This window comes from Sulfitobacter guttiformis (assembly GCF_003610455.1).
In the GTDB taxonomy this organism is placed as follows: domain Bacteria; phylum Pseudomonadota; class Alphaproteobacteria; order Rhodobacterales; family Rhodobacteraceae; genus Sulfitobacter; species Sulfitobacter guttiformis.
In genome coordinates this window covers 389091-402595 of the sequence record NZ_RAQK01000001.1, presented here as the reverse complement: position 1 = coordinate 402595, position 13505 = coordinate 389091, and the positions used below count along the sequence as shown (strand labels likewise).

At 58.8% G+C, this 13505-nt stretch carries 15 protein-coding genes; 9 read left to right on the top strand and 6 right to left on the bottom strand.

Translation table 11 applies throughout. The features are described 5' to 3' along the window. Positions 1-82 precede the first annotated feature (82 nt). The 4 genes from C8N30_RS01930 (at position 83) to ribD (ending at position 2696) form a co-directional block, all read left to right on the top strand. Positions 83-520: a hypothetical protein gene (locus C8N30_RS01930; protein WP_025062808.1), complete on the top strand. Its 438-nt coding sequence runs from the start codon at positions 83-85 to the stop codon at positions 518-520. A 2-nt stretch (positions 521-522) separates the two neighbouring features. After that, the gene (locus tag C8N30_RS01925) at positions 523-933 is read left to right on the top strand and encodes a hypothetical protein (protein WP_025062807.1); all 411 of its coding nucleotides are present in this window, start codon (positions 523-525) and stop codon (positions 931-933) included. A gap of 198 nt (positions 934-1131) precedes the next feature. After that, positions 1132-1605, top strand: a complete 474-nt coding sequence (nrdR, locus tag C8N30_RS01920) for a transcriptional regulator NrdR (protein ID WP_025062806.1) — start codon at positions 1132-1134, stop codon at positions 1603-1605. A 14-nt stretch (positions 1606-1619) separates the two neighbouring features. Continuing rightward, complete coding sequence (ribD, locus tag C8N30_RS01915; RefSeq protein WP_037968388.1) at positions 1620-2696, top strand: bifunctional diaminohydroxyphosphoribosylaminopyrimidine deaminase/5-amino-6-(5-phosphoribosylamino)uracil reductase RibD; 1077 nt, start codon at positions 1620-1622, stop codon at positions 2694-2696. Here ribD and C8N30_RS01910 read toward each other — a convergent pair whose 3' ends face one another. From C8N30_RS01910 to C8N30_RS01900, 3 genes are all read right to left on the bottom strand, one after another. Beyond that, a complete protein-coding gene (locus tag C8N30_RS01910) occupies positions 2697-4721 on the bottom strand; it encodes a capsular polysaccharide biosynthesis protein (RefSeq protein ID WP_025062804.1) in 2025 nt (674 codons plus the stop codon). Between the two features lie 4 nt (positions 4722-4725). Further along, complete coding sequence (locus tag C8N30_RS01905; protein WP_025062803.1) at positions 4726-5856, bottom strand: polysaccharide biosynthesis/export family protein; 1131 nt, start codon at positions 5854-5856, stop codon at positions 4726-4728. 192 nt (positions 5857-6048) lie between these two features. After that, positions 6049-7341: a capsule biosynthesis protein gene (locus C8N30_RS01900; RefSeq protein WP_025062802.1), complete on the bottom strand. Its 1293-nt coding sequence runs from the start codon at positions 7339-7341 to the stop codon at positions 6049-6051. A 102-nt stretch (positions 7342-7443) separates the two neighbouring features. Here C8N30_RS01900 and C8N30_RS01895 point away from each other — a divergent pair, with 102 nt between their 5' ends. From C8N30_RS01895 to nusB, 4 genes are all read left to right on the top strand, one after another. After that, on the top strand, positions 7444-8031 hold the full coding sequence (locus tag C8N30_RS01895) for a riboflavin synthase (protein WP_025062801.1): 588 nt from the start codon (positions 7444-7446) through the stop codon (positions 8029-8031). Positions 8032-8112: 81 nt separating this feature from the next. Further along, positions 8113-9237 carry a 3,4-dihydroxy-2-butanone-4-phosphate synthase gene (gene ribB, locus C8N30_RS01890; RefSeq protein ID WP_025062800.1) on the top strand — a complete coding sequence of 375 codons (1125 nt, stop codon included), beginning with the start codon at positions 8113-8115 and terminating at the stop codon, positions 9235-9237. 5 nt (positions 9238-9242) lie between these two features. Next, positions 9243-9794, top strand: a complete 552-nt coding sequence (locus C8N30_RS01885; protein WP_025062799.1) for a 6,7-dimethyl-8-ribityllumazine synthase — start codon at positions 9243-9245, stop codon at positions 9792-9794. Beyond that, positions 9791-10279 (top strand): transcription antitermination factor NusB, encoded by a 489-nt coding sequence (nusB, locus tag C8N30_RS01880; protein WP_025062798.1) that lies wholly within the window; start codon positions 9791-9793, stop codon positions 10277-10279. The genes C8N30_RS01885 and nusB overlap by 4 nt, the downstream gene beginning before the upstream one ends. Positions 10280-10603: 324 nt before the next feature. Here the strand turns inward: nusB and C8N30_RS01875 are convergent, their stop codons facing one another. Then, complete coding sequence (locus C8N30_RS01875) at positions 10604-11347, bottom strand: COG3904 family protein (protein WP_025062797.1); 744 nt, start codon at positions 11345-11347, stop codon at positions 10604-10606. Then, positions 11344-12627: a hypothetical protein gene (locus C8N30_RS01870; RefSeq protein ID WP_025062796.1), complete on the bottom strand. Its 1284-nt coding sequence runs from the start codon at positions 12625-12627 to the stop codon at positions 11344-11346. Before C8N30_RS01870 ends, C8N30_RS01875 begins: the two co-directional genes overlap by 4 nt. An 86-nt stretch (positions 12628-12713) precedes the next feature. Between C8N30_RS01870 and C8N30_RS01865 the strand changes: the two genes are divergently transcribed. Continuing rightward, positions 12714-13184, top strand: coding sequence for an MmcB family DNA repair protein (locus tag C8N30_RS01865; protein ID WP_025062795.1), 471 nt, complete (start codon positions 12714-12716; stop codon positions 13182-13184). Between the two features lie 36 nt (positions 13185-13220). On the opposite strand, the gene C8N30_RS01860 is transcribed toward C8N30_RS01865, so the two are convergent. After that, complete coding sequence (locus C8N30_RS01860; protein WP_025062794.1) at positions 13221-13421, bottom strand: DUF6324 family protein; 201 nt, start codon at positions 13419-13421, stop codon at positions 13221-13223. Positions 13422-13505: the final 84 nt, after the last annotated feature.

The following is a 13505-nucleotide window of genomic DNA, read 5'->3' as shown; positions in this document are numbered from 1 at the left end:
GTCTGCTCTTCACGGGGCTTTGATTTTGACCTGCGGGTGAGGGGGGCTATCTATGGATTACCCCTTAGAGGAGAAGCCTACTATGCGACGATCGTTTCTATACTCGGCAATTGTTGCCACCGCCTTTGCGTCGACACTGCCTGCGTATGCCAATACTCATGTGTTCCGATCTGTAAATGATCTGGACGTTGTACCGATCAGTGCCACTTCATTCGCGGTCATCGAGGCGCGGGGCGAAGGACCTCAGGGCATGTGGTGTGCCGCGGCAGAATACGCCGAGCGGCGATTGGGTGCGACGAGCCGTGTTTACATCAGCGAGGCGCGGGGACCCTCCCGCGTGGAACCGGGCCGCAATTCGGTGGTATTCACAATTGATCCCTCAACCTTGAGCCAAGGGCCGTTTCAGTCGATCACGATCGGCACATCGCAGGTGGGTCTGGGCCTTCCGGTTGCCCATGCGCGCCAGTTTTGCCGCAAGGAAGACTTCGACATTTCTCTCAATCTGCCCGGAAGGGACTGAACGTGAAAATCCGATCAAAGTTTTTGGCGGTCTTTATCTTGACCGCAGCGCCCCTGTCGGCGCAGGAGTTCACCGCGCGAAACGGTGTGACAGTTGCAGCCGTTGGTAAGGGTTTCAATGTCACAGGCGACGCCGGGATCGGGGCGCGTGGCGTCTGGTGTGGTGCTGCTGATTATGCGCGATCTGTCAAAGGAGCTACAGGGGCGCAACGCCTTTATATCGCCGAAGATAGAAAGCGCGGGTTCGGGCAGCGCGGTCCCGTCACATTTACCCTTGATCCCAATGGTCTGACGCCCTCTTCGACGGTGATTGTGGGCGGGTCTTTGGGCCGTGCTGGTGCAAACCTGAGCGTCGGGCACGCCTTTGGTTTTTGCGCGGATCACAAGTTACAGCGGGCTGGCGGCCGCTTCTGACCAGCTGATAAAATGGCTGTGGGCTGTTGACTTGCTGACGCAGCATATTGGTTTCGGCGTCTGCAATGTCCCCCGCCAGACCCCTTATGTTGTAGGGAATTTCTAGACTACCCAAAACCTATGGCTTCCCCTATACCTGTGGATAAGTGGGGCGGTGATCCCACAACAGAGGCGGATCAGGAATAAGGGGACAGGCCAATGCGCTGCCCGTTTTGTGGAAATATTGATACTCAGGTAAAAGACAGCCGTCCGGCGGAGGATCATGTGTCCATCCGGCGCAGGCGGTTTTGCCCGGCTTGCGGAGGCCGGTTTACAACTTACGAGCGCGTTCAGTTGCGCGATCTGGTTGTGATCAAATCCTCCGGCAAGCGGGAAGATTTTGACCGTGACAAGCTGGAGCGCTCAATCCGGATTTCGATGCAGAAGCGCCCGATAGAGCCTGAACGTATCGACCAGATGATCAGTGGCATTGTACGCCGCTTGGAGAGTATGGGAGAGACGGACGTTGGCTCCAAACAGATCGGCGAGATTGTGATGGAGGCGCTGGCGCGGATTGATACCGTTGCTTACGTGCGTTTTGCCAGTGTTTACAAAAATTTCCAGCAAGCTGATGACTTCGACAAATTCGTAGCAGAGTTGCGGCCACAAACTGCCGGTGAGCCTGAGAGTTGAGCGATGCGCGCTACATGGCGCTGGCCCTGTCGCTGGGGCGGCGGGGGTGGGGCAAAACCTGGCCCAACCCTGCGGTTGGCTGTGTTGTTGTATCGGATGGAATGATTGTGGGGCGCGGCTGGACCGCGCCTTCGGGCCGCCCGCATGCCGAAACGGAGGCATTGGCGCAGGCTGGTAGTGCCGCCAAGGGGGCTGATGTATTTGTCACGCTGGAGCCTTGTGCGCACCATGGCCGGACACCGCCCTGTGCGCAGGCTTTGATTGATGCAGGCGTGGCGCGGGTGGTCATTGGCGTGCGCGACAGGGACGAGCGTGTCGCGGGGCGCGGGATTTCGATGCTTCGCGCTGCAGGGGTCAGTGTTGTGACAGGCGTGATGGAGGCCGAAGCCCTTCAGGATCATGCCGGATTTTTCAGCCGGCTAGAGCAGGGGCGGCCAATGGTCACCCTCAAGCTTGCCGCGTCCTTTGACGGGCGTATTGCCACGGCGACGGGCGAGAGCCAGTGGATCACTCAAGGCCCTGCGCGGCGTTTGGTGCATGCGATGCGCAACGTACATGATGCGGTAATGGTCGGTGGCGGTACGGTGCGCGCCGACGATCCCTCGTTGACAGTGCGCGATATGGGAATTGTGCAACAGCCTGCGCGGATAGTCATCTCGCGCCGGTTGGATATTCCGCTGAGCGCAAAGCTGGCGCAGACTGCGGCGGATGTGCCGCTGATCCTGTGCCATGGGGCTGATGCGCCCGATGCGCTGGTGGATGCATGGACAGGCATGGGGGCAGTGCTGATCAGCTGCCGCACCGCCGGTGGCCAGCTTGATATGATTGATGTGATGCAGAAGCTCGGCACGCACGGCTTGACGCGGATTTTCTCCGAAGGAGGATCGGAGATCGCAGCAAGTTTGCTGCGTGCGGATCTGGTGGATCATCTGGCAGGGTTTACCGCCGGCGTCGTGATCGGTGCCGAGGGGCTCGCTGGAGTTGGCCCGACGGGTCTGGCTCGCCTGGGGCAGGCGCCACGGTTTGATCTGGTCGAGACACAGGTTGTGGGGCCGGATGTTTTGCACCGTTGGGTGCGCAGGCGCGCCTGACTACTTGCGCCACAGGTGTGCGTAGCGGCGGAATTTGCTTTGTAACTTTGAAACGGTGCGGTTCGCGAGGCTTGGCTTGTTCAGGTCATTTTCGACGAGGCGTAGTACTGCGATTTCAGCTGGACACGGCAAGCCTGTCTTCGGATCGAAATAACGTGGATAATCGATGAGTGTGGCATGCGCCAAAGCTTCAAGGCTGGGGCGTGCGCGGCGGCGCGGGGGGACGTCGGACAGGTCGGTTGTGAGCCCCCAGCCCGCATAGAAGGGCGCGCCGTAGGTTGTGACGGGAATGCCCCTGAGAAGTGCCTCGAACCCCATCAGCGATGTCATTGTGTGCACTTCGTGGACTTGCGCCAGTAGGGCGGAAGGATCGGTTTTGGTGATAATCTGGTCGGCTGCGGCGGGATTGGAAAGGGCGCCCTCCCGCAGGCCCGCTTCAACGTCCGGATGGGGCTTGTAGAGGATTATTGCATCGGGATGGGCGGCGCGCACCGTGTCGAGAAGGGCCTGATTTGTCGTCACGTCGCTGGTCCCCCTCCGGATAGAGGCATCGTCGGCCACCTGTCCACACACAAGGATACGGTGACCGTCAGGCAGAGCACCGGGGGGATTTCCGGTATTATATTTGCTCAAGCCCGCCGCAATCAGCGATTTGATCAATCGGGCGGCGCGTAATTCCTGATCAAGGCGCGCTGTAGCGCGGCCTTCTATCATCCGCTCGAGCCGCGAGGGGCGGTCCGGGTCATAATAGATACCCAGATCATCGGTCACCAATGACAGGGGGGGGACCAATGAAGCGCCAAGGCCGCGAGAGCGGATGAAACCGTCTTCTATGCGGGTGATCCCTTTGACCTCTGCGCCGATTTTGCTGGCCCAGACCATTTGTGGACGGTCAGAAATATCCACTGGTGCATCGGCAAAGACAAGCGGCCGGTACCCGCCGTAGAATTTTTGCAAGTGGTCGCGCTTCCACCCGCTCATACCTGTGGCGCACCAGCCATGGCGGTCCTCGCGCCAGCTGCGCGCCTGTGCCTCCAGTGTGTCGATCGCTGTCTCCAAGGTGCACAGGGTATCGCGGTAGGGGTCATACCAACGCGGATAGAGTATCATTGCCGCGGCAAAAAGCTGCGAGCGGGTCAGGATGCGCTGGCGACGCTGGATCTCGAAGGCATCTTCGGTCAGGCCCCAACCGGCATAGAAAGGTTGGCCGAAGACTCGCGGCTTGTGGCCTGCGAAAATCGCCTCGAAGCCCAAGCCTGAGGAAACGGTATAAACGCCAAGTGCACCCTCGAACAGGGCGTAGGGGCTTATCGGGTCGCTCAGGAACTGCGTTCGCTCGTTCAGATCGCTATCGCGGAAATAACCTGTTCTGTGGCCTGCGGCGGTTTCGGGATGGGTTTTTATCAAAATGCGCGCACCGGGATGTTCCTCTTGCGCATAATACAGCATTTCAAGGAATCGCGTGCGGTCGGCGCCCGATGCGGTGACCGAAGCGTCGCCTTCCGTCTGGTCGATGACCACCACATACCCAGCTGGAGGGACAGGCGTGTCGAGTGGGATCGCGGCATATTTGCTCAGATGCGCCTCTTTGATCCGCGCAATGCAAGTGCGTGCACGGTTGAGCAGGGCAGTGTCATCAAGCGGATGTGTGGCCAGCAGCACCTCGAGGTCAGAAGGCTTGGAAGGGTCAAAATGCGCGGCACGGTGGTCGATCACAAGGCCTAGGGGCGGCTCTCCGTCGCGGCCCGGAAAGAGTGAGCGAAGTTGGGCGTCTTCGATGCGTACAACGGGCGCCTCACAGGCGATGGCTACGCCCTCTCCGCGGTGGGCGGTGGGCGAGTTGCCCCAAACGGCGACGGCATCGCCTTCGCGTGCGGGCAGACCCAGATGGATGGAATAGCCTGACAGTTGAAGGATGCGGCGGATGCGTTCTTGTGTAAGGAACCCGCCATTATAGACGAAAAGCCGCCGGTCCTTCGTCGAACCGGCGGCGCTTTCGTGATATATTTCAGGACCAAGGCCCATCGTGTCAGCCGCCGGACAGTGAGGTAATGCTGCCAGCAGAGGTTGCGGTGCCGGTTATGGCTGTGATGACCTTGCTCCACTGCGTGAAGGGCGCTTCGGTGACGTAGAGGGTGTCTCCGTCGCGGATCACGAAATCACGCGCCATAAACATGCCATTCGGCTCTGTCAGGTCAAGCACGTAGACGAGGCGCTGTGTCCCTTCCAAATCGTTACGACCGAGCACTTGCTCGGCCACTTCCTCCGGCTCGTTGCGCAGCACAAACACGCCAGTAGGGTCGGCGGAGGCGGCAAGCAGGCCGCCCACTTGTGCAATAGCTTCGATCGCGGAGAGGTTCTGCGTCTCGAACGGGACACGGGCCTGAGAACCCGTGGCGCCGAGCGCAGTGAACGAGCGGGTATCTTGCTCGACGAGGATTTTGTCACCACCCCGCAGGGCGATGTCCAGTTCAGGATATTTGTAGAGGTCTTCAAACCAGATTTTGCCACTCGCTGCACCGCGGATCACGGTAATCTGTGCAATCTCCGGAGAGATGGTAATGCCGCCTGCACGCGCCAGCATGGTTGCTAGCGAGCGGGTCGGACGCTCGATAGGGAAGACGCCCTGACCGCCTACGGCACCGACCAATGACACGGTCGATCCGTCACCGGCGGCGCGGCGTACTTCGACCTGTGGATCGGGGGTTTGATCGGCAAGTTTTGCGGTAATGATGCGGCGAATGGCTTCGGGAGAATTTCCCGCCGCCTTGATCCGGCCTGCATAGGGTATGAAGATAAAGCCGGCGCCGTCGACCTGTACTTCTTCCAGCGTGGCGGGTGCGCCTTCGGTGCCCAACAGGCTGTCATCGACGTTTTCATAGACGGTGATGCCAAGCACGTCACCAGCGCGGATCGTATCGGAGCCAAGTGTGCCGGCATTTTTGAACGCGGACGAGAAACCAAGTGCCGGTACCACAGCGGTAGCACGGGTGACACGGTCATTGACTGCGACGACAAATGCGTCGCCTTCGCGCTGAACGGAGCCTGAATAAATCTGGCGTTTATTTGGACCTACCTGCGGCAATCCGCAAGAGGCCATCACGGCACAGGCCGTAACGACTGCGATGGGGCGAGCCCACCGGATGCTAAGGGTTTTCACTGCCCGGTCTCCTCGACCTATGTTCTGCCTCAAAATCGCCGATTGTTTCGACGTATTAAGAGAGACCCTATCGGAGTTGTGCCGCAAAATCTACCAAAGGCTACGAGTTTTGGCTGGGGAGGTGTGAAATGTGTGGCATTGCTGCCGCGTTGAGGGCCAGGATTCGGCTGAAGGCACAAGGGGTTGTGGTTGTTAGTTCACGAGCCGCAACTGCTGGCGCGGGGGGGCGGTGCCTGAATCGAGTGCATCATAGGGATCATCAGGGCCAAGCATCATATCTACGACCTGACGCATCAGCTGGCGGCGGCCGCGTGCCGAGTAAAATCCACCGGGTAGTTGGCTTGTCTCCAGAAGATAACGGCGAAAATCTTTGTAGGCGCGACTATCGGGTCGGGTTGCAGTCTGGAAGAATTCGGGCAGCGACTGCTCGGAGACAAATTCGGGCTTGTCATAAACGGCGCGGCCAAAGACCTTGAGCGGGATGCCGCGCCATAACACCTGTTGGCCTGCGGTGGAATTTACCGTCACGGCAGTGCGCGCATCATTCAAAAGCTGTGCTAGTTTGCCACCGCGCACAAAATGGACGCGTTTGCTCACGCCGTAGGCTTTTGCCAGACGCCGGATGTCATGGCGCACAGGCGCGCGGCCATCTTCCAGCGGATGGGCCTTAACGACCAGATGATGATGGCGGGGCGCGCCTTTCGCAAAGCCTGCAATAACCTCTTCGAGAAAATCGCTCATGGTAGTGAAGGGCGAATGCATTTGGAACGAACTGTCGTGTTCGAGTTGGAGCAGGGCGAGATGGTAGGGAAAGCCACCCAAGCGGATTCGCAGCGTTTCGATCCGCCGCTCAATCCCCTGAAACGGCATCAACAAGAGGCGCTTGAGATAGAGCGCGAATTCGGCTGTTACGGGCAAATCACGGTGGGGGCGGAAATTGCGGTAATCACCGTTTCTAAACATCACGAACCAATGATAGAGCGCGCCATAAAAAATGTGCTGGCGCATATCGCCCCAGTGGCCGGGAGGCAGGGGAGCCTCCATATCGGATTTCTCGAGCGCCTTTTGCATATCCGGAATCGACATATCCATTAGGCGCGAATTGCCGTTGGTGCCGTCGCGCTCATACGTGATCCAATAGGGACGCATATAGCCCTCCTCGAATACGTGGACCGTTAGGCCACGTGCGCGGGCTTGTGCCACCGCTTGTGCATGGATTGGCCGCGTATCGCCGTATAGCACAATATCTGTTACTAATTTATCAGTTAGAAGGCTCTGGAAGGTTGCGGGCCAGTCCTCGACCGTGCCGCGAAAAGGGATATAGGTGCGCGGATGAAACCAGAATGCGCGGTCGCCTGCGTTAAAACCTACACGCCACACATCCGCGCCTGCCGCCCTGAGCATTTTGCCCAAGCGGTTAAAGAAGGGACCATGAGGCCCTTGCAGGAACAAAAATACCCGATTGTCGGGGGCGTGCGGTGCCATGGTGGGCTTTCCTTGGTTGCTCTTCGTCTTATTTAGTCTCAAAACCTTGTCGAGAATAAGGCTATTATAATGGCCTGCGCACCCTAAACCGGAGGAACATAAATGTTTACGGGGATTATCACCGATATCGGAACCATAGCCGACCTTCATCAGGAGGGCGATCTGCGCGCGCGGATCACTTGTGGATATGATACCGGTCGCATCGACATGGGGGCGTCAATTGCCAGCGACGGTGTGTGTCTGACGGTCGTGGATCTGGGGCCTGACTGGTACGAGGTGCAGGTGAGCCGCGAGACGGTGGATATGACCAACCTGGGCGACTGGAAAACAGGCAAACGCGTCAATCTTGAACGGGCGCTGCGCGTGGGTGACGAGTTGGGCGGGCATATTGTCTCGGGTCATGTGGACGGCGTGGCCGAAGTAATCGCCATGCGCGACGAGGGTGACAGCACGCGCGTGACATTGCGTGCGCCTGAGGCGCTGGCGCGGTTTATTGCGCCCAAAGGCTCGGTTGCTCTTAATGGTACCTCGCTCACGGTGAACGAAGTTGCGGGCTGTGACTTTGGCATCAATTTCATCCCGCATACCAAACTGTCGACCACATGGGGCGACACTGCGGTAGGTGATCGTGTAAACCTCGAAATCGACACACTGGCCCGCTATGTGTCGCGGCTGGCCGAGATGACGTAGGCGCGCTGTGACGCTGCGGTTGCTCTGGTCATGGGGCCGTGTGTGCGGTACTGCAAAGGCCAGATATAAAGGAGCCTCGTGATGAGCTTTGAAACTCCCGGTCCTGTCGAGGCCGAGCTGGCAAATGCCATTTCACCGATCGAAGACATAATCGCCGCTTGTGCCGCAGGCGAGATGTACATTCTGGTGGATCATGAGGACCGCGAAAACGAGGGTGATTTCGTAATTGCCGCCGAGTTCGCGGATGCAAATGCGATTAATTTCATGGCGACCCACGGTCGCGGTTTGATCTGTCTGCCGATGACGCAGGATCGCGTTGATACGCTTGAGTTGCCGATGATGGCGACCAACAACTCTTCGCGACACGAGACCGCGTTTACCGTGAGCATCGAAGCGCGAGAGGGCGTCACAACTGGTATCTCTGCTGCGGACCGTGCCCTAACCGTAGCGGTAGCAATTGATCCCGAAAACGGTGCAGCCGATATAGCGACGCCGGGTCATGTTTTCCCGCTGCGCGCGCGCGACGGTGGTGTGCTGGTGCGCGCAGGCCACACAGAGGCGTCGGTCGATATCAGCCGGTTGGCCGGACTAACGGCGGCGGGGGTGATTTGCGAGATTATGATGCCAGATGGCACCATGGCGCGCCTGCCTGATCTGGTGAAAATCGCTGCCGAGCACAACATGAAGATCGGTACCATCAGCGATCTGATCGCTTACCGCAACAAACACGATAACATGCTGGTCCAGCGGGACGACCGCATGGTTGTGTCGGCGCATGATGGCGGCGATTGGCGGATGCGGGTGTTTGAGGACCAGATTTCCGGTACCGATCATGTTGTGCTGAGCAAGGGCGAGATTGGCGATGGTGCACCGGTGCTAACGCGCACCCACGCGCTCAACGCGCTTGAAGATGTGCTGGGTCTTGGCCCCAGTGCGCCGGACGAATTACCGCGGGCGATGCGTCTGATCGCCGAAGAAGGGCGCGGTGCGGTGCTCTTGTTTCGCGAGCCGAACCCGCGACTGCGCCTCGACAAGGATGATGAGGCCCCGCGCACGATCAAGCGAACAGGGTTGGGCGCGCAGATATTGGCAGCTCTCGGTGTTCATGAATTGATTTTGCTGACGGATAATCCACAAACAAAATACACAGGGCTTGAGGCCTATAACCTCAAAATTGTGGGCCACCGCCCGATTACGCAGGAGTAGAAACAATGGCCGCATCTGTTCAGCATACCGTTTTACCTGCACCGGAATTCGACAAGCCTGTGAAAATTCTCATCGTGGTTTCGCCTTATTACAGCGATATCGCAAAGGGTCTACTGAGCGGGGCGAAGGCCGCACTCGAGGCAGCGGGCGCGACTTTTGAAGTGGTCGAGATGCCCGGCGCGCTGGAAATCCCTACCGCAATCGGTATCGCCGACCGGCATAGTAATTTTGATGGGTTCGTGGCCTTGGGCTGCGTAATTCGGGGTGAGACGACCCATTACGAGACAGTGTGTAACGACAGCTCCCGTGCGCTCCAGTTGTTAGGGCTTCAGGGTTTGTGCATCGGGAACGGCATTCTGACAGTCGAGAACAAGGCGCAGGCTGACGTGCGCAGCGATCCGGACGGCCAGAACAAAGGTGGCGGGGCGGCATTGGCGGCCTTGCATCTGGTGGCACTGGCTCGTAAGTGGTCGTCCTCACCATCGGGCATCGGGTTCAAGCCGCAAGGCGCGGATACCATCATGGCCGGATCATTGGATGGAAACACGACCCTATGACCACGCCTGACCGCACCAGCAATATGACCGGCAACATGAAACGCAAGATGCGATCGGCTTCGCGGCTTTATGCGGTGCAGGCGCTTTTCCAGATGGAGCATTCGAATCTGTCCATTGACAAGGTGCGGCTGGAATTCCTCGACCATCGCTTTGGCGAGATGATGGACGGGCAAGAGATGCTGGAGGGGGACGAGGCGCATTTCACCCGTGTTCTTGAGGATGCTATCGCTCATCAGGCATCAATCGACCAGATTACCGACCGCGCTTTGGTGGCCAAGTGGCCGCTCGGGCGTATTGATCCCACGTTGCGCGGACTTTTTCGTGCCGCCGGAGCCGAGCTGCGCGATGAGGCCACCCCTCCGAAGGTCGTGATCGCTGAATATCTCGATCTGGCATCGGCATTTTTTCCGGATGGCAAAGAGGCGCGGTTTGTAAACGCAGTGCTGGACCACATGGCCCGCGAGGCGCGCCCAGAAGCGTTTTAACGCGGCTTCGATCAGGGCAATCCCAGACTTTACAGACTATTGCTCGACCACGGACATTTGCCACTGAACACTTGGCTCATTCCACTCAGCGCTGAACGCTATATAAAATCACTAAAATAAGGTGTGGCGGGACCGCCGTTGCCGGGTCGGTTGTATTCCCGAGGACCTGTATGTACAGGTGGGCGCCGGTTAACGTAACCAGGGCTATGACAGAGCCAGCTCCCTCGGATTTGCTTAAGGCCACTGGAATGTAACGTCAGTCGCGCAGGGCAGAACCCGCCACTCCTCATAGATAGGAGCGTAGATGCTCCACGGCAAGGGGTATCACTGGGGGAGGGCCGCAATAAATTTGTATCGCACCAGTTCTTCGGGCAGCAGCACATAAATGTCATCGGGTGGTGTAACTAATGCGTGCTGCATGACCAGCGGGTCGATACCCATTTCGTCGAGATAGCGCATAACCAGCCCTTGACCGCGCTGGATGTCCTCAACTGCGACAAAGGCTGGTAGCAAGGTGTTTTCCCCGAAATAATGTTGGTGTACGCCGACAAAGGCTGTCTCGGGGACAGACCGTTTTGTACCTGCTGCCAACAGATATGGGCAGGCGGAGTAGCAGATGTCGCCGTCCCGCATTTCCGTCTCCAGCCCTGCAAGGCGTAATGCACGGCCAAGTTCCAGCGCGTCCTGCACCGAGCCGCCCGGAGAGTTGAGGATCGCACGGGTGGGGGGTGTTGGAAGTTCTTCTATCTGCTTCAGGATACGAGGGGCGTCTCCGCCCGCGATCTCACCCTCAAGCAAGATGCCAGCACCACCCGACACCACAGTGAGCGTCAGACGCTCCGGTAGTGGCTCACCGCTGTTTGGCACGCTGCGGCTGGGAGAAAAGCGGCGGGTCTGGTCGCCCGGGCGCACAGGCTCCGACAGATTGGGTGATTTTGGACCCAATCGCGGCAGCGAGAAGCCGTTTTGCAGGTCTCCCACGAACAGCAGGCCTCCTAACACAAGCTGGAAGCCGAGGACGCCCATCAGAACACGGGCGACCGGATTGCGTTTTGGGGCGTCACTCATTGCGCACCGGGTTTTACGGGAGGAGGGGATGGGAGCGACGCAGGAACAGGCGCGCCGGCCTTCATTGTGTCTTCCATTTCCTTCATGACGGCGATGGCCGCGCGCAATTCGGCCAGTGTCATGCTATCCTCAACGGCAGTGCCTTCACGGCCTGCGCGAATTGCGGATTGCGTGATCGCAAGGATGAAAACCAGTACGGCGGGCAACAGGTCGATAGCGATTGCGCCAGCCCATGAAGGAATGAAGTTCCGCGCATAGAGGATTACGGCATCGGCCGAAGAAATAGGGGTGTAGGTGGTTTCGGGCGGCGCCGGCAGGGCCTCTACCGCTTGGGCAGCGCGGGCCAGCGTTAGCGCGCGCTGGGACAGGACTTCGAGGACAGAGGTTATCGTAGCAGACTGGTCATTACGGATCTGGGCAGAGCGGCCGTCAAGCTCTGGCAGAACAACCGAGGCAGAGAGGTCTTGCGCGGCACGCTCCACCAGTGAGGCCACAGAGAGCTGGCGCATTTGTGTGATGAGACCGGCAAGGCGGACGGCTTGTTCGGAAAACTCGACCGAGCGTGCCTCGACGGGGCCTGCCTCAACGGTGAGTGCGCGCATCCGGCTCAGGATCGCATTCCCTTCGGTGAAGGCGGCATTCACGAGCGGTGTCTGGGAGGCGATCTGCGCCTCTAGCCCGGCCAGTTCGGATGATTTTTGGCGCAGGACACGGAACACGGCACCGCGTCCGGCAAGGCCTGATAGATCGCCGGTGGCCTCTTGTTCGCTCAGATCTTCGAAAGACTGGCGCACGCGAGCCACGTCACGTTCAAGCCCTTGTGCTGACAGGGCAATTTCGTGCGCACGTTCCAGCGAGACCTGATAATCCTGCACCGTCTTTGCCAGATGCTGCTCGACGGCTGCGGATCCTGCTAGGGCCGCCGCATTCAGCCAGCTCGACATTGCGATAATCGCAAGCGATCCAAGCGCCATCGCGCCCATTAGGCCCACCCGCGCGCGTGCGCCGCGCACTGCAGGGAACAGGCGTAGCATGTAGGACCAGAAAACAAAGATCCCCACCGATACGGCCACGGAATACGCAATTGCGGCAAAGGCAGACATAGCCCCGTTATCATCCAGAAGCGATGAAACCCCGAGATAGGTATAAATCCCCGAGGCCACAGCCAACACGCCAAGGGCGGTGCCGGAGAAGGTGTCGAGCCATGTCAGGTGACCCTCAAGCTCGCGCGCGTAGCGCACACCACGGGCGCGGGTGGAGGGGTCTTCGAGATCGCTCATGCGGGAATCCTATCGTTGAGAAGTTAACAGATAAGCGCTGCGGGGCAAAAGGCCAAGGCAGACAAGGGCTTGTGCATGTTCACGATATGTTCATAATATTGGGGATGATCGAGCGTTCTATCCTCCAACCCGGCCAGCTGTTGCAGCGCGGCGTATCGCGCCACTTGGCCAGCTACGGCTTTGCCTGCGTGGAGGAGGTAATTCCCGCGCGCGGTTTGCGGGTTGATGTAATGGCCTTGGGACCCAAAGGAGAGGTGTGGGTGGTTGAGTGCAAATCGAGCCGTGTCGACTTCACCTCGGATTGTAAATGGCAGGGTTATCTGGAGTGGGCGGACAGGTTTTTCTTCGCCGTGGACGAGCATTTTCCAGTCGAACTATTGCCTGATGATCAGGGTTTGATCATTGCGGACGGATATACAGCAGAGATTTTACGTATGGCACCGGAGGCGAAACTGGCGCCGGCGCGGCGCAAGGTCATGGTGCAGAAATTTGCAACGACAGCCGCGCGACGCTTACAGCTAATGCGCGACCCGGAAATGAACCCGGACCGAGATTAGTGACTGACAGCGCAGTGTCATCCCAAATAACAAGTCTCAGCGGCGTTTTTTTCCGCCCATCTGCGAGGCGGCTTTTGCGGCGGCTGTGATCTCTTCGGCGATCTCGCGGGCCTCATCGGGGGTGAAATCCATCGGGATTTCGATGCCTGCGCCTTCAATAAACAGACGCACCATGCCTTTGTCTGTAGGCCCGATTTGCAGGTTGGCTTCAATATCGCGTTCGTCGTTGATACCCATGGCGGTATTTCCTTATCTGATCCGAAGATATCGCTAGCGCCGGCGCGCTTGAATGGCAAGTGGTGCGGGGATAGGATCTTGCCA